At 23.0% G+C, this 18,529-nt stretch carries 13 protein-coding genes; 6 read left to right on the forward strand and 7 right to left on the reverse strand.

Annotated elements, in window-relative coordinates; translation table 11 throughout:
* The coding region (locus tag DB723_RS05375; protein ID WP_188093277.1) for a hypothetical protein at positions 1-528 on the forward strand (528 nt) is incomplete at its 5' end.
* 948 nt (positions 529-1,476) lie between these two features.
* Here DB723_RS05375 and DB723_RS05070 read toward each other — a convergent pair.
* Both DB723_RS05070 and DB723_RS05075 read right to left on the reverse strand, forming a co-directional pair.
* On the reverse strand, positions 1,477-1,749 hold the full coding sequence (locus DB723_RS05070) for a hypothetical protein (protein WP_151553158.1): 273 nt from the start codon (positions 1,747-1,749) through the stop codon (positions 1,477-1,479).
* Complete coding sequence (locus DB723_RS05075) at positions 1,740-2,480, reverse strand: ParA family protein (protein WP_151553160.1); 741 nt, start codon at positions 2,478-2,480, stop codon at positions 1,740-1,742. Before DB723_RS05075 ends, DB723_RS05070 begins: the two co-directional genes overlap by 10 nt.
* A 1,019-nt stretch (positions 2,481-3,499) precedes the next feature.
* Between DB723_RS05075 and DB723_RS05085 the strand changes: the two genes are divergently transcribed.
* Both DB723_RS05085 and DB723_RS05100 read left to right on the forward strand, forming a co-directional pair.
* Positions 3,500-4,159, forward strand: coding sequence for a hypothetical protein (locus DB723_RS05085; protein ID WP_151553162.1), 660 nt, complete (start codon positions 3,500-3,502; stop codon positions 4,157-4,159).
* A gap of 2,216 nt (positions 4,160-6,375) precedes the next feature.
* Entirely contained in the window at positions 6,376-7,059 is a 684-nt protein-coding gene (locus DB723_RS05100) for a hypothetical protein (RefSeq protein WP_151553164.1), read from the forward strand.
* Between the two features lie 137 nt (positions 7,060-7,196).
* On the opposite strand, the gene DB723_RS05105 is transcribed toward DB723_RS05100, so the two are convergent.
* Complete coding sequence (locus tag DB723_RS05105; protein ID WP_151553166.1) at positions 7,197-7,775, reverse strand: hypothetical protein; 579 nt, start codon at positions 7,773-7,775, stop codon at positions 7,197-7,199.
* 227 nt (positions 7,776-8,002) lie between these two features.
* Between DB723_RS05105 and DB723_RS05110 the strand changes: the two genes are divergently transcribed.
* From DB723_RS05110 to DB723_RS05120, 3 genes are all read left to right on the forward strand, one after another.
* Entirely contained in the window at positions 8,003-8,950 is a 948-nt protein-coding gene (locus tag DB723_RS05110) for a hypothetical protein (protein WP_151553168.1), read from the forward strand.
* A 145-nt stretch (positions 8,951-9,095) separates the two neighbouring features.
* Positions 9,096-9,422 (forward strand): hypothetical protein, encoded by a 327-nt coding sequence (locus DB723_RS05115; RefSeq protein WP_151553170.1) that lies wholly within the window; start codon positions 9,096-9,098, stop codon positions 9,420-9,422.
* 156 nt (positions 9,423-9,578) lie between these two features.
* Positions 9,579-10,685: a plasmid maintenance protein gene (locus DB723_RS05120; RefSeq protein ID WP_151553172.1), complete on the forward strand. Its 1,107-nt coding sequence runs from the start codon at positions 9,579-9,581 to the stop codon at positions 10,683-10,685.
* A 174-nt stretch (positions 10,686-10,859) separates the two neighbouring features.
* Here DB723_RS05120 and DB723_RS05125 read toward each other — a convergent pair whose 3' ends face one another.
* From DB723_RS05125 to DB723_RS05850, 4 genes are all read right to left on the reverse strand, one after another.
* Complete coding sequence (locus tag DB723_RS05125) at positions 10,860-11,153, reverse strand: DUF5425 family lipoprotein (protein WP_151553174.1); 294 nt, start codon at positions 11,151-11,153, stop codon at positions 10,860-10,862.
* A 2,082-nt stretch (positions 11,154-13,235) separates the two neighbouring features.
* Positions 13,236-14,039, reverse strand: coding sequence for a virulence associated lipoprotein (locus DB723_RS05130; RefSeq protein WP_151553176.1), 804 nt, complete (start codon positions 14,037-14,039; stop codon positions 13,236-13,238).
* Between the two features lie 1,169 nt (positions 14,040-15,208).
* On the reverse strand, positions 15,209-16,015 hold the full coding sequence (locus DB723_RS05135) for a virulence associated lipoprotein (protein WP_151553178.1): 807 nt from the start codon (positions 16,013-16,015) through the stop codon (positions 15,209-15,211).
* Positions 16,016-17,500: 1,485 nt separating this feature from the next.
* Positions 17,501-17,692, reverse strand: a complete 192-nt coding sequence (locus DB723_RS05850; protein ID WP_151553182.1) for a plasmid maintenance protein — start codon at positions 17,690-17,692, stop codon at positions 17,501-17,503.
* Between the last annotated feature and the right edge of the window lie 837 nt (positions 17,693-18,529).

The raw sequence follows: 18,529 nt of genomic DNA on the forward strand, positions 1-18,529 counted from the left end.
ATGCAAAATAACAACATAAAAAACAATACCACTTATATAAAACTGATTAGATTGGAAAAACAGGGGAAAATTATTCCCTATAAACCATCCCAAAATATAAAAGCTTTCAAAAAATATGGTAAAAAAAGTATTAATTTATATCCCAAAGAACAAATTTTAAAATATTTTATAACACCAAGCTCCTTAAAAAGCTACAATACAAACACTTACTTCCCTAAATACAATCTATCAGAATTAGTTAAAAATGCCATAACATTTGAAGAGTTTGCAATCAAAATATATAAAAATCCAATAATATTACCTAGCAAGTCTTATTATTTTAAAATTTTAAAAAAAACAAATCCTAACTATGTCTTAGATCTAGATCAATACGGGTTATTTAAAACTTTAAATAAAGATTATATAGAGAATATACTTACTATTTTTAATTCAAAACCTAGAGAAAAAAGAATATCTATTAAAGGTGATAAGCTAAATAAAAAAGATAAAACAAAAAAATTTTTTGCATGGAAACTTTTCAAAAAATAACATAGTTAAACAAATACCTTAAAACATTCTTAAATATTAAGATTATACATTTAGTGATTACTATTTCCCCCCCCTCTCCTAAAATCAAACATTTAGAAATAGCCTCCTGTTCCATCCCATGATAGCTTTTTAGATCCCCTTCCCCTTTTTTTTAAAAAAAGGGGAAGAAAAAAAAGAACATATCTACCAGAACATAAGCCATAAAACTTTACTTAGGGCAATGTCTCCTGTTTTTATTCTTTATAGTAAAAAGCCTTAATATTTGTTACATTTATATCTCTATCATACAAGTACTGAAACTAATGCAAGTTTAACCAATAGCACTTAATTTTAGAGTTATATTTTTATACCACAATTACTATATAATTTAACTGATATAAATATTTAACTTTTTTTATTTTTTGATAATCGTATGTTTTGTATTATTTTTAATGTAAATTAACATACAATTTAATATTTAAAAAAATAATGAGTGTTAATAAAGCTTTAAATATAATTAATCCCAACATTAGTTTGAAAAACATTTAGATGTTTAAATTTTTTGTATAACAAAATTTTAAATGATAGGAGATACGATAAACAAAAATGGAATTTTTACAAAATTGAGATAGACTGAAATTAAAGGGGAATTAAAATTTTTATGACAGCAATAATTGTATATTCATGCTTAACTATGTGTATAGTATATTTTCACATGCAGCTAAAAGCATTTTTTACAAAATTAATCAGATGTTGTAAAAAATGCTTTGATATTTTTTTATTATTAATAGAAATGTTAAAATTAATTTTCTATCTATTAATTATTAAAAATAAATTTTATATATTTATAATAATATCAATAATAGCTTTAATTACAATTAATATAATAATTTAATTCATTGTATTAATTGTAATTAAGCTAAATCCCAATATTCCATAAAGAAATTTAAACTTTAAATAATAAAATTATTATTTCTTATAAGTTTCTATATATTCCATAATTAAAGTCCTTATAAAACCAGAAGCTGTTAATCCCTTTTTATCTAAAATGGAATAAAATTTAACCCAATATTCATCTTTCAATCCTACACTTATTTGCTTGATAGTCATCTTTGATCTACCAAGCTTAACATTTGAAATGTTGTTGGCAACAGCATCATTATCAGAGTTAAAAGCAAATTTAGATTTACTAACATTTTGTTTAATAATTTCCTCTAAATCAACCTCTTTACTTATAGGCATAAAGCATCCCCCAATCTTGAAAGTTCCAGAATAGACTTACTCTCAGGATAATAATCAAAAATAGACTTTTTATATAGCTGAGATTCTGCTATTTTAGCATCTTGTCCAACCTCATAAAGATCATATCCAAAGGTTTTAAATTGTTTTAAGTGTAAATTATGTCTTTTAAAATTTTTATTGAGCATATTGCAAATAATCTTCTCATGCTTAACCTTTTTCCTATAAGATTTTAACAAAAAATCAAACTCTTCCTTAAAAATATTAATTCCTTCAAGGCTTAAAAATTCCGGAGTAAGTGGAGTAACAACTTCGGACATTGCAAGAATAATCCTTCGTTCCCAAAGCTCAAAACTGGGAGATAAATCAAAAATTGCCAATTCAAATCCCAATTTCTCTAATTCTAAACAAAAATCATCTATCAAATATGGAAAATCTTGCAATTTGTGTTGCACATCTCTTCTAAAAGTTCCACTGGGCACACATGGCAAAATATAAAAATTTTTTTGTATTTGTTTTAACACTTGATATATATCTGCCTTCTTTAAAAGAGAATCTTTAATATCTAATCTAAGAATTTCATGATTAAGAAACCATGTAGAAGAACTTCCCTGCTGTATATCACAATCAACTAATATAACTTTTTTTGTTTTAGATAAATAGCTTGCAATATTACCGCTTAAGGTAGTTTTGCCAACACCGCCTTTTTGAATATGAAATGCTATTTTTTTCATGCAAACTTCCTTTTAATTATTTTATATCATATATTAATTATTTTATATCATATATTAATTATTTTATATCATATATTAATTATTTTATATCATATATTAATTATTTTATATCATATATTAATTATTTTATATCATATATTAATTATTTTACATGGAATACTATTTTAAATTAAAGAAATGGCTTCTTGCTTTAATCACATGAAAACTTTTTGGGTTATTTTTTTTAAAAAAAAAGACACTTATTGTAACATAATCTAAAAGCTACATCAAGCGATTCTGCCTTAGTTTTTATTTCTTTATTATTAATAAATAAGCCTTAAAATTTAGAATTACATTGTTTATATCTCTATTATGTGCTAAATACTGCGAATCCACTTAGCATCACTTAATTTTAGAGTTGTATTTTCAATACTACAATTATTACAGGGTTTATTTGATAGATAATATCTGCCTAATTTATAAAAATAGGATACATATGCCGCTTTGATTAATACTATAATTGTTTTACAACCCCATACAATCATAAATCATTAATACTTTTCCTAAAACATTCGCATGCTTTTAATTAAAAATGCTACATTACTATGCTCCAATATAATTAATATATTATTTAAAGAAAATATATTCTACTTATTTCAAAAGTATTGCCGAAACACTTTTTTAGATGTATAAGTTATTTATCCCTACTGGAGAAGCCTCCATTTTGATATCATAAAAATATATTTATTTTAACTCTAAATATATTTATCAATAAAACTCACCCCTACCTAAATTCCATAGAAATTATATGTGGATAATGCTTTTTTTATTAAATTTATAAAAAGTCCTAAGAAATTTCTCTCTTAAGGACTTTTTATAAATGGTTAAAGGTTAAAGATAAGTTAAAATCTACAACAATTTATAAAAAAAACAAAATTAAAAATATTTTTTTATTTGTAATGTGTATTAATTGAGATATAATATCAATTAATACACATATTGTATTATATCAATTATAATAATATAATTAAAGGATAAAAATGCAAAAAGAAATAACAAAAAACTACAATGAATATATAATTAGGGGAATAAAAGGAACTTTCTTTGGAGATTCTCAATATGAAGCTAATTACCGAGCAAAAATAAATGGCTTTATAATTGACTTTTTCAAAATTCCTATAAGTTTAAAGAAAAAATATGAACTTAATATTAAAGCCCTTAGTAATCCTAATTTTTCATCCACAAATGTTACAATGAATTGCATAAATACTTTTAAACTTATAGTTGATATTGTTAATATGCAAACTGGAGAAAATTACGATTATGACACATTTATTACAAAAACAGAAACAGAAAAAATGCTTAAATATGGAACAAAAATAATTGCCGCACTAGCAAGACACTTCGACGAACAAAACAAAACCAACTTCAATGAAAGCTATTATGAATGGGAAAAAGGCTGGATAGATAAAAAATGGATAAATTATGAACCAACTGAAGCAGAAATTAAAGAAATTCAAACAATGAACCAAAAACTAAATCCGCTGAAGCCTAAACATGCCAGGACCCCTCTCAATAAGGGACAAATAAAGCTTTTAAAAGCAATCAATAAAATTGAAAGTCAATCAAAACAACATACTAAGACAAACAATACAATTAAAAAATTAAAAGGGAATCATAGAAAAGAAGCCGAAATTTAAAATTTTGCTTTAAAGCGCTAAATTTTTTTATTATTATTAAATAATATTTACAAAATTAAAAAAATAAAATATTATATATGTAAGGTAGAAAACGATCTACCAATAGTCCCCAACACCCCTATTAATCCTCTCCAAATAAGATTAGGGGTAGGGACTTCTTTTTCACTAAAAACCCATTTAAAACCTAAACCAATAAATCTATAGCAAATAAAAAAAATGAAAATCCAAAAAGCAAAAATTAACTAAAATTTAATAAATCGCCTCAGCAACTTAAATTTAGAATTGTGTTTTTAATACCACAATTACTATATATACTCTTTGGTGGGAAATAATCTCCCCATTTTATGCAAATAGATATGTGTCCTAATTTATATTACAATTGTTTTATAAGCACATGCTATCCCAAATTATTAATGCTTTTTCCAAGTACTTCTTTTTGTATATCTTAATCAAATAATTTTATTATTCTTTTTAATCCCTCTATTTAGAAATACCTTCGCATATTTTATTTATATATTTTATTGAGTTTTTTGATTATCAGTTCTAAAATTTTGTCTATGTCTATCGTTCTTATATTTAGAAAATATTTGTGTTTTATTTACTTTTAAATTTCTTTTAAAAAGAGATTATAAGCATAAGAGTTGTAGTCAATCCAAACACTAAAAAGCCTAAAAGCTATCAGCTTCTCTTAAGAGCAGAAATTCATTTTTATATTTACTTGGATAAGGTGATAAAGCTATCCTTATTTTTCATAATAATCGCTACTATCACTTGATATTTTGTTATATAAAAATTCTATACAAATCCAAATACTTTTGAAAACTAATTTTTAATTGGTGTTAGAAGATATTCTGCGCTTATAAGCTTTGTTAGCATCCATTATTTTTTAATAATTAAATTTAATTTCCTTTACAAATTCATTTCCATCTAAATTCCATAATGCTTATAGAGGTAGATGAATTTACAATGTGTTGTAAAAAAATGTGTATTCGCTTATCAATAATTTTATGTTAAAGAGTTTAATTGGCTTTTAATTTTCTCTATATAAAAGAAAACCCCTTAAAAATAAGAGGTTCATTTAAAAGAATGTATGGTATGAAGTAAATATTGATAATAAATTCTTTTAATTTTAAAAAAGGAGAATATTTAATACTCAATTATTAGCCCAATAATTGAGTATTCCCATATATTTTGCAATTTTTTTTAAAAGAATTAGGCTTTTCTAAAGAAAATCAAATAGGTGAAATGAATTTGTAAAGGAAATTAAATTTAATTATTAAAAAATAATGGATGCTAACAAAGCTTATAAGCGCAGAATATCTTCTAACACCAATTAAAAATTAGTTTTCAAAAGTATTTGGATTTGTATAGAATTTTTATATAACAAAATATCAAGTGATAGTAGCGATTATTATGAAAAATAAGGATAGCTTTATCACCTTATCCAAGTAAATATAAAAATGAATTTCTGCTCTTAAGAGAAGCTGATAGCTTTTAGGCTTTTTAGTGTTTGGATTGACTACAACTCTTATGCTTATAATCTCTTTTTAAAAGAAATTTAAAAGTAAATAAAACACAAATATTTTCTAAATATAAGAACGATAGACATAGACAAAATTTTAGAACTGATAATCAAAAAACTCAATAAAATATATAAATAAAATATGCGAAGGTATTTCTAAATAGAGGGATTAAAAAGAATAATAAAATTATTTGATTAAGATATACAAAAAGAAGTACTTGGAAAAAGCATTAATAATTTGGGATAGCATGTGCTTATAAAACAATTGTAATATAAATTAGGACACATATCTATTTGCATAAAATGGGGAGATTATTTCCCACCAAAGAGTATATATAGTAATTGTGGTATTAAAAACACAATTCTAAATTTTAGCTTATTTCTATAAAGAAATAAACTTGAACGAAGTTAAGCTTGTGGATGCTTATGTAGTAGATGTCTCTTCTTATTTTTGAAAAAAATAAGAACTTAAAAAACTATCATAGAATGAATCAAAAAAACCATTTACAAAATCTTCGATTTAGAAAAAATAATAACAATTCAGCATCTGACACAAATCTCTACAAAAAAAATATTCTCTAAAAAATCAATAAAAACTACTTATATAGATAAAATTTTTATAAATTTCAAACTTAATAGATAAAAATGGTTTACTAAAATTATTTAAGACTGATATCATATAATAAGTTATATAATGAAAAGTAAAGTTTTTATATTCTTAATATTTTTGATTCAAAATTTAGCAATACATGCTCAGAACACAAACTATGAATTCAAACAAGCTAAAATTAAAAATCTAAAAGGAATATTTATTAATTATAAAGTCTATCTAACAGAAAACTTAGCAATTGACAATGTGAAAAACTTAAGCCATATTTCTACATTCAAAATCAATCTTGTGATTGACAAAAAAATTGCAGCTTCTATTAAAAATGAACAAGATGTAATTAGAGCCGGAAATGAATGTGGAATCTTTTTAGAATTTCAAATCAATAACCGAATATACTATACCAAATTTTCATCAATAAAATATATTTTAAAAGCAATTGAGAGTTTTACTAAAATTAAAAATACAATAAATAATTCAGAAATTAAAAATCTTGAAGGTAATGGAATTTTTTTATACAAAAACGGCCTCTCATACGACTTAAAAACAGAGTTTCAAGAAGCAGCAATATTTGTAAATTTTCTTGGCTTTAAAGATAATACCGGAAGACCATACTTTATATTTTACTATGATAATATAGATAATAAAGATAAAAATTTAAAAACAATTTTAATTTCCTTTGAAGAATTTCATAATGGAATAAGAGAGGGGCTATTCTTGCTCAGAAATGAAAAAGCTATACTAGAATTCATTAAGTTTTCTAAAGATTAACACCATAGATAATATTAAAAACCCTTTTATAATTGATATTACAACAAATTAATATCAATTATAATAAATACTCTGGTTTTATACCTCCTCTAAAAAATTACTATTTAATTTGGGCTTTAAAATTATTAAAATTTAAGTCAGCTGTCACTAAGTTCTTTAACTTTTAAATTAAACTCGTCCAAAAACTTTTTAAAAGGAATTTTATTAAAACTTACAACAACATCATTCCTGAACGCATAAATTCTAAATGACGCTATATTATCATTACCCAAAGCAACAAATTTTATAAATTCGCTTTCTGAAATACTAAATTTATAAATTTCTACCTTAATATTTTTTTCAGTAACCACTGTTGTATAATCATAGAAAGAATATGGATCATAAAACTCATCATAATAAACAACCCGTTTACTATCCTCTAAAACCAGCTCCCCTTTAGCCTCAAACCTAGTATCTGTGATTATCTTTTCAAGCTTTATTTTACTAGAATTTCTAGACTCAACTCTAACCAAAATAAAATATTCCCTTTTATTTTTTAACTTATCATATTTAACAGAAATTACAGATTTAAATATCCCATCTCTAGAATAATTTACTCCAACATCATATTGTGAATCTAATACTTGAGAAAACCTATCATAAGCTATTTGATAAGTTTGACAAGAAATTAAAAAAAATACCAAAATAAAATACTTTGTAATAAATTTTGAATTCATAAAAACCTCTATTTAATTTATCTTATATTTATTTTTAAATAATTTCTCAAAATTAGAAAATTCAATAATATAATAAATTCAATTAAAAACATTCTAATTTTACAGCTTGAATTAAGATTAAAAAACTATTATCATTAAGTGTTGCTCTAACAAAAACCGATTTAGGAGACAAGATTTTTGTCTGCCCCAATTTACATAAATTTCAAAGTGCATTTATAGGAGAAATCGTGTATACTGACCCAAGGTCAATTATTAATACTTACTTTGTAAAAAACAAAAAAATATTCATTATCAATCCCATAGGCTTTAAATTGGAGCTTAATTTTGAAAAAAATATTCAACCGAACGAAAAAGAAAATATAACTCTAAAAAAATTTAAAGGTGGAATTATTAGTTTAGAATTAAGATCAAATGAATTTTCTAAATTGCCAACAGACATTCTAAAGGGGAAACTTGAATTTTATATTAATTATGTAAGTGAAGAAAAACTTAAAATAGTTTATGACATGATGATAGTTAAAGTTTATAAAATTGATTTAAAAGCCAACAATAAAGATGAAATTTACCTAATAGGACTTAAAATATTTGGCTCTATTTATAGAAAAGAAAACGTAGAAAATGCGTTTATTCCCATTATAAAAAATAACAATATTTACCTTTTTGGAAATAAGGCAAATAACCAAAAAGTCAATTTACTATTAAAAGGGATTAATAAAACCATTGAGCTTCCTTTTTTGACAAAAATCAGCTATTCAAACATTAAAATTATGAATAAAGCCGATTTCAAAACTAGTGAAAATTTAAATATTAAAACAACAAATAGATTATTGCTAAATCTAAGCACAAAAATCTACGAAGAGCTAATCTTAACAAATTCAAATCAAATAAAAACTATAAACAATAAACAAAAAATTCTAAAAACGTTAAGATCTTTTATTGAAAATGAGAACGGATTAGGAGGCAAAATAAAGTTAATATTCTTAGAAAGAACAAATTTTTTGACTAAAAATTTAAATTCAAACAGCTTAGACTTTATCTTAAATGACATCAATATTATACAAGAAAATAGCTGTATCAAAATTGACATTACTTTGTTAGAAGATGAAATTGAAAAAAAATACTTAACCCAAATTTCAAGCATAGCCCCATTTTTAAAAAATATCACCTTATTGTAAATTTTTTGGGCAAATAAATCATTACAGCCAACAATTCCTACCACATAACAAATTCTAATAAAAACGTCAAAAGTATTCAACATATAACCCAACCTCCTTGAAACTAACACACAATATATAATAAAATGAAATTAATGAGGTATTTATGTTAAGTATTAACGGTGTAAGACTTTATTCTTTAAAAGAATTCCAAAATATATTAGAAGATTCTTATAATCTTTCAATTAGCAAAAATACTATATCTAAAAAATCAAAAATTTTAAAATGCACAATACATGTAGACAAACGGCCTTACCTTTTAGAAGATTTTTGTACATATTTTTTAATGGACTTTAGAAGGCCTAAGCCTATAACAAATAGTATAAAAGAAACAATTCAATTAAGAATTGAGCAAGCAAAAAAAATAATGAACCGAAAATCTACAAAACATGAAATACAAATTGTTCCTAAACACATGGGTCATATTTTATAATCCATCATATTGACATTTCAAAAACATTGTTATAAAATGTGGGAAAAAGCTAATTATTTTGTTTGTAATGCAGCAAAAAATTAAAGAACAAACCAAATTAATTGGAAAAGCTTCTGAAACTACAACAAATTTCACTTCAGAAGCCAGGATAAGATAATGATAATAAAAATATTAAATAATGTCAATACAAATTTTAATAATCTCATAACATTAGAAGAAATTAAAAAGTATGTCCCAAAAAATACAAACTCTAATTTAATAGAGTTAAAACAATCAAGACTAAAATCATATTTAACGAAAAAAAAGGCCATATACCAAAGAATACTCAAAGTATGCTGGGCAATTGAACTTAAAAACAAAGAATACTATAAATCTAACAAACTTAAAACATATTCCACAATAGAAATATACAATATAGTTAACAAATGTCTTGCAAAAGATAATAAAAAAATATCAATCAGAACCTTAGAATATGATATGTCATTTTTAAATCAAATACTCTTAATAACAACCAAATTAAAACATTTAGGTAAAAATAATGGCAGCTTTGCATTTTATATACAAAATAAAAAGCTTTGGAAACATCGATTTACAATTATTCAAGAAGCAATTAATGAAGAAATAAAAGAATATCTAAAAGATAAAAAAATAGTTTCTGATTTTTCCAAAGAAATTGACAATGATATAAACAAAAGCAATATAAAAAATTTAAAATCTAAAAGCTCAATTACAGATGAATCAATTGCAGATGTTATACCTAAAGGTATAAAAGATATATATAAGATAAAGAATTCTATAGTAAAAAATAATGTAAAAGCCAAAGAAATTTCCTACAAAGAATATATTACAAACAAAATGTTAAATGTTCATAAAATAAAAAAACTCCAAATAACAAAAATACTTAAAATAAGCAACAATGAAAAAACCTATATAAATGCTTTAAGAAACTTAAAATTGGCAATAGAAAAGTACAAAAAAGAATACGATATTGAAGACATTTCAAACCATTTTATAAAGGAATTTAAAAACAAATATAGTAGAAAGATATGGATGATGAACGGAAAAACCAATAAAATAAATGACTTTAATGAAATTTGGGAAAAAAGATTTAAAAAATCATTTTCTAACGAAATTTTAAAAGAAAAATGTCAAAGCGACTATATAAAGAGAAAAACAAACATTTCTAATCACAATAAAAGAATAAATATCTTTTTCTCCAATCATAAAGGTCTCAAAAAAATAAACAAAATTAAAATTAATTAATACTTTAAAATAAAAGTTTTAACACATTTAGTTCCCAATATTTCCTCTTTTCTTTAAAGAAATTTAAGTATGTTTACCACTATGGGGAGAACACAAATTCATGTCCATACAAATTGGATAAACTATATAATTAAATTATAGAAAATTTATTTCCATATAACTTGATAAAAGAAATTACTGCCTTTTACAAGATACATGAGTTTTATCATAGTAATTTGAAACATTGGATACTCTAGAATAATAAGAACGATTATTGTTATTATTCTCATCTAATTTAACTTGAGAATTTTCAGATTCAGATTCTTTTTTGCCTAAACACTTGTAATTAGAATCATCGATGTATTTCTTTTTAAAATCAGAAATACCATCTATTCTGTTCCTAGAAGCACCACTAGATAAATCACAACCCAATACTAATAAGAAGGTTAATGTTATAGATACTAATGAAATAGTAAATTTTTTGTTCATAAATCTCTTTTCTCCCAATTTTAATAATCAAAATTACTCTACAAAAAATGAAAAGCACAAGTAAAAATAAGGGAAAACTTAAAGTTAAACCTTTTTATAACAAATAAAAGCAGTACTATCTTTTTATACAGTAAAACCAGTCTAAATTTGTACTCAATTTTTTAGAGTTACAAAAATTATATTCTAAATTGATCATTTTTTAAAGCAAAATTAAAGATATATATGTATATATACAAACATAAGTGATAAAAAATGCAGAAATATCATTTCATAAACTCAAAACAACGTAATAACTCACCACTTTATTTTTTGAAAGAAATAATTGAAAATCAATTTTAAACAAGATTTATCAAAAACGCCAAAAAAACGTACACCTATAATTTATACGAGACTTGAACGGAAATGAACTTGCAAAGTCTATTAAATAGAGTTTAATAATTTAAAGAATGATTAGTTTTAATAAATACCTTAAAAATTACTTATATATGTAAGTTTGGTGTATAAAAACAGTAACTTATAATAGAAATTATTATGAAAAAAATAAGGAAAATCTTATTATTTATCCAAGTAATTATAAATATAAATTTCATTTCTTTAAAAAAATCAATTAATACTTTAATCCTTTGAAAAGAACGAATTAATGTAACCCCTATATATAATAACTTTTGAAGAAAGTAAAACAGAAAATAGAATACAAGGATTCTCTAAAAAATATAAAAGAAAAAAATAGGAAAACTTTTAAAAAATTAATGATAAAAAAACTTAATAGGAATGTAATATATATTTTCTCCAAATTAAAATTTATAAGGGTATATCTACTTAAAATTATTAAGAGCAACAAAATTATTAAAAATGTAGTAGTAAAAAAAAGATGTTGATGATGAATTTTAATATTAATTTTTAATATTAATACCAATCATCTATTTTTTAGCATTCTTTAGTTTTATTATTATTTCTAATATCTAAGCATCCAACTGTTACTGGAATAAAAATATTCAGGACAATTAGTTTTCTGGTTTTTTAATTATTTACTAAAAAAAGTAACTTAAGAAAGGATAAATAAAACTATTTAAAAACAAAAGGGGGATTGTTAATAGAACTTAATTTAGATTAAGAATTAATAAACTATAAGAAAATTCTAAATAAAAAAAAGACTTTTTACATAAATTTAGTACTATTAGTGGGAAATATCTATTGAAAGTAATTGTTGACTGCTGCCAAAGATGTTAATGGCAAAAATGTGTGCAGGCGCCATTCTGTTACTTGATAATTAATTATAAAAACATAGCAATAAAGAATTTTCAATTAGAGATTCATAAAAAGAGATATCTGGAAAAAGTAACAATGAATAAAAATATAAATGTAACTCTAAATTTTAATGCTTATTGTTATTTCTAAATCAATAGATGAAGAAGTAACCTTTTTTTATATCATTAGAACTGTTAAGGGCTTAAAAAAACAACTAGCTATCACCCAACAAAACATAATCTACAATTTTTACTTTAAGCAATGTCTGTTTTGGATTGTATTTCCTTACAGCAGTTTACAATTAAACCTTTAACTTGTTGTATAACTTTCATTTTTATTTGTACTTGCCAATTATTAGAAATAAAATTATAAAAGCGTAATTAATTCTTACATTAATTCCCTCTAATTATAAATCTTTTAAGGTAGATATCATTAATAATATTAATCTATTGTTTATTAAATTAAAGATTGTAGAAATAGTCGCTTGCTTATTGTTAGAATTTAATTACAACGTTGTTTTTAAAATTTATTAGCGATTCAAAACCAATATTCTTCAATGTTTATGAGAAACAATTTTTTATCTACTTGGGCAAACATTATTGAAAATTCTATTTTTGTCCTGAGGATTATTGTCTTTATTTACTAGAATGGTTTTTATAGACATAATAAAAAAACAAAACCAACAAATTAATTTTACAAACTTATCTCTACTTAAGGCTTATAAATTATAGGTGAAAAATTCTTTGTAATCTTTATCTAAGGCGTTAAGCCTGCCTTGGATAAAAGGCAGGCTTTTGTGAAAATATATTAAAATTTCAATGTATACTCTAAAGGTTATTGATACATTGAATATATGTCATTTTCTAGCTTTTTGGCTTCTATTCTTTTTTTTGAGGTTTGATTGTAAAGTTCGGATATATGAGATTTAAGCTTATTTATATCTTTTTTTATATCATTTTCATCATTTTGATAATCTAATAAAAGTTTATACATCATTTCTGAGACAGTTGTTTTTGTAGACAACAATTGTTCAAATAAATTTTTAAGCTTTTCTAAATTTGGAATTTCTAATTTTTCTAGAGTGTCTTTTTTGGGGTATAAGAAATCAATTGTGTGGTCAAAAATTTCCCCAAATGTGCTAAGGTCATTAAATATGCCTTGTAAGTGGCCTGATTTCTCTATAATCTCTGAAAAGTTCTTTAATTCATTATCATTAATAGTATTTAAGATACTGTAAATACGTCTTCTATATCTTCTAGATCTTTCAGTATTTTCGCATAGTTTTTCTGATGATGAATAATCCCAAATCAAGATTTTAAAAGCTTCTAACATCCCATATTGGGTTTCGACTGTGTCCACTTTTTTCTTATATTTTTCATTATCCGAATGAGCTTTTTCTATTAAATTTCTTAAATCATCAATCAACGTGTTTTTTGTTTTTTTAACATCGTCTTCTTTTTGATTAGAGGGCGCTTCTTGATTAGGGGTTGTTTCTGAGTTAGGCTTTAATTTTTTTTTGTTAGATTTTAGTCCTTTTTTGCTAGATTGATACCTCATATCTTTTTGATTGGTGTTAAAATCTGGATTGCAAGCCAAAAATAGAAAAATAAATAAGCCCGCAATGATATTATATTTCATGAATATTCTCCTTAATTTAAAATCTGAAATCTAATATTTAATATAACACGATACTAATATAATACAATAATTATTGTAATTTAATATTTAATATAATACAATATTAATATTGTATTATATTAAACCCAATAAAAAAATATTTTTTCAAAGCATTTGGATGTGTAAGACCTTGTATGCCAAAATGTTATTTATAGGAGAGATTGTTGTTTAAAAAAGTAAAAGAGATTTTAGTAATTCAATAAGTATAAATAAATTCCATTCTTAAAATAAGTTGATAGTTTGGCTTTTTATATTGAATGGATTGACTTAGCTCTGCATATAATAAATTTTAGAGAAATTAAAAAATAAATAAAATACAAAGATTTTTTAAATATAAGAGCAAAAAAATAGGCAAACTTTGAGAGAAATCAATAATCAAAAAACTTAATAGGCATAGAAAATGATTATATACCATAAATCATTTGAAATAAAATTTGCAAGGGGGGCATGTTTACATAGGGGCATTAAGAGTAATAAAATTATTAAAAATGTACTATCAAAAAAAGATATTGATAATAAATATTATATTTTGGTAATAGTTGAGTGTTAGGGCATTAAAAATAAACCAAAGCGAAGTGTGTAGATCATATTCTAGTGGATGACTTTTCGTTTTAAAAAAAACAACAAAAAGCTGTAGTGGGATCAAGCAAAAAATGCATTTTTGTAAGCCTTGATTTATAAATAGTATTTTGCAGGGAAATCTTTAATTTGTTATATAATTTTATTTTTAATACATACCAATAATATTAATCTATTGTTCAACTCTGTTGTTATTAAATATAAAGATTATGGAAATAGTAGTTTTCTTATTATTAAATTTAATCACAATATTGTTTTTTAATTTATGAAAAATCTAAAAATAGTATTTTTCAAAGTTTATGAGAAAGAATTTTTATATATTTTAGGAGATATTATCAAAAGTTTTATTTTTGATCTGAAAATTATTGTTTTTTAAGGTGGGTTTTTATAGATAATATAAAAAGCATATTTGTAAAATCAATAAATTAATTTTACAAATTAATCTTCATTTAAATTTTATGTAAATTAAAGGTAAAAAATTCTTTGTAATCTTTATTAAAATGTTTAAACCTATCTCTTATTAAAGATAGGCTTTTATTATTATGTTAATTTCAATACATACTCTCCGAAAGGTTATTTATAATGGAAAATATGTTATTTTTTAATTCTTCTGTTTTTTTGCTTTTTTCTGCCATTTGATAGAAAATTTTGTCCGTATGAGATTTAAGTTTATTTATATCTGTTTTTATACTATTTACATCATTTTGATAATCTAATAAAAGTTCGCGCATCATTTTTGAGACAATTGATGTTGTGGATAATAATTTTTCAAATAAATTTTTAACCTTTTCTAAGCTTGAAATTTCTATCTCTTTTAGGCTGTCTTTTTTGGAATATAAGCTAGAAATCATGTTTTCAAGAGTGTATCCAAGTGCGTTAAGAGTGTTAAATGTGAATTGTATTTGACCTACGGATGTTATGATTTTTGAAAAGTTTTTTAATTCATTATCATCAATAGTATTTAAGATACTGTAAACATGTTTTCTATATTTTTTAGATCTTTCGGTATTAGCGGATATCTTTTCGCCTTGTAAATCTGCCCAACTCAAGGTTGTGAAAGCTGAGATTCCGTATTGTTCTTTGGGTTCTTTTTCCAACTTTTCCCTATATTTTTCTTTATCTGCATGAGCTTTTTCTATTAAATTTAATAAATCATTAAGCATTGTGTTTTTTGTTTTTTTATTATGGCCTTCTTTCTGATTAGAGGGTGTTTCTTGATTAGATTTAAATCCTTTTTTATTAGATTTTAGTCCTTTTTTGCTAGATTGATACCTCATATCTTTTTGATTGTCGTTAGAATCTAGATTGCAAGCTAAAAATAGAAAAACAAATAAGCCTGTAATGATGTTATATTTCATAAATATTCTCCTTAATTAAAATCTAATATTTAATATAATTCAATATTTAATTAATTCAATATTTAATTAATTCAATAATATATTATATATTACTTAATGCGTATTAATAAAATTATTTCAATGATATTTTCATTGGTATAAGTTTTATAGTATTTTGAACTTTTAAAAAGAATTTTGATTGATTTTTATCAAGTTTATTTATTTAAAACAAAAAGTTATAAAGAATTATCCATTTATAATTTCTATGAAACTTGGGTGGGAATTAATTAGTACTAATAAAGTTTGTAAAGACATGTATATCTAATATTAATTAAAAAAATATTTTTTTTAAAGAAACATTTAAAACATTTAGATGTGCAAGACTTTTGTATACCATAATTTTAACTTATAGGAGAGATTATTATTTAAAAAAGGAGGGGGTAGTATTTCTTTAAGCAAACATAAAAAAGAACTTCTATTTTTAATATAAATCGATTTTAGCTTTTTTGTATTGAATGGATTGCCTTAAGTCCTCTACGTATAATAATAAAATAATGTTTAGAAAAATTAGGAAGGAAATAGATCACAACGATTCTTAAATATAAGAACAAAAGATAGATAAACTTTTAGAGAGATTAATTATCAAAAAAAAATAATAAGAGATAGGTTTAAACATTTTAATAAAGATTACAAAGAATTTTTTACCTTTAATTTACATAAAATTTAAATGAAGATTAATTTGTAAAATTAATTTAGTGATTTTATAAATATGCTTTTTATGTTTTCTATAAAACCCCACCTTAAAAAACAATAATTTTCAGATCAAAAATAAAACTTTTGATAATATCTCCTAAAATATATAAAAATTCTTTCTCATAAACTTTGAAAAATACTATTTTTAGATTTTTCATAAGTTAAAAAGGCATTGTGATTAAATTTAATAATAAAAAAACTACTATTTCCATAAATCTGTTAGTTTAATAATAAATTGCAATAAGATTAATATTATTAATACAGCCTTTTGTGTTTTGATAAGTTTTCTTTAGTTTATTTTTAATTTTTAGTAAATATCTAGGAGGATTAGTTTTCTCTCCAAAACTATTTATTAAAAATGTTTTATATTTATATCAATATCAACCTCTTTAGGTTTTTGCTATGTTCTTGATCATTAAATTTATGTATTATATTCAAGCTTATTTATATCTGTTTTTATACTCTTTTCATCGTTTTAATAATCTAGTAAAATTGGTCATTATTTTTGAGATTATTGTTTATGTAGTAATATTTTTAAACGAATTTTTAATCTTTTATGAATTTGAAATCTCTAGCCCTTCTAGGTTGTCTTTTTTGGAATATAGGCGGAACAATCAAATCTTCAATAGTAGCAGTTCTAAGTTTGGAAAAGGCGACCAATATTAAGGACGCTTGGGGGGATGCTATTGTCATTTATTAGAAAGTTATTTAATGACAATGCATTAAATAACTTTCTAAGCGACTAAATACATTTTATACGTGTATTTTAGATAACATTTTAGTAGGCGTGTTGTTAAAATGGTTGTCAACTCTTTTTTGAAATCTTAAATGTTTTTTTTCTATAAAGTATTGATTTATAATATGGTAACATTCTTTTTTGGGATAATTAAGTTTGTTGTTTATATAGTCTAGTGTTGAGATAAGAACTATTAATTTATGTTGAATTTATTGTGGCAATTTAATAGTTTATTGCTTTGAGAGGTAAGATATTATATGTAGCTTTTAGATAGCTTCTGTTGTAAATAAGTCTCTCAGTAATTTTATGTCTATGTATTCTATTGTTATAATATAGAATTATTAAGGGACAATAGGGCTTATTATTACAGTTTATACTTTCAAATTTTTTCCAAAAATTGTTCATAAAGTTCTCCAAAATTATTTATAATCAGTAATTATACATCCTTTAAATATATTTTTATTTTGTTAATTTTATTTTGAAAATAGTTATTTATGACTTTTATATAAAAAAGTTTTACCCTTTCGGGCTAAAGCTTGGGTTAAAATTCTTATATCATTATCAAATATTTTGGATAAAAAAATTTTTGTTTGTAAAATTTTATTTTGGCTTGTTGTGGTAAGTTGTAAGCTTTTTTAAAAAATCGAGACTATATATCATTTATATTATAAAGTGTCGGCCTATTTCAAAACAAATCTTTTTCATAGGATAATTTATTTATATAATAAACCAATAGTTCATAATTGTTCTTAGTATATAATTTGATTATAATGTTTATTTCTTTTTCTAATTTGTAAAGGTGTTTTTTCAGTATATTTAGTGTAATAGGGATTTGATTAGCTTTTTTAAGATTTTCATTAAAGAATTTGAGTATAACTTTTGAGAATATCTACTAAATATGATATTGATAGCGTGTAGCATTAAAACAAGGACAATAATTTTTATTGTTTGATTTAATTATTTTCCATTAATTATATCCACAATGTGTTTTTATAATTAATAATATAACACAAAATTTTTTGTAAAAGGAAAGATAAATTTATACT

Source organism: Borrelia maritima, assembly GCF_008931845.1.
In the GTDB taxonomy this organism is placed as follows: Bacteria; Spirochaetota; Spirochaetia; order Borreliales; family Borreliaceae; genus Borreliella; species Borreliella maritima.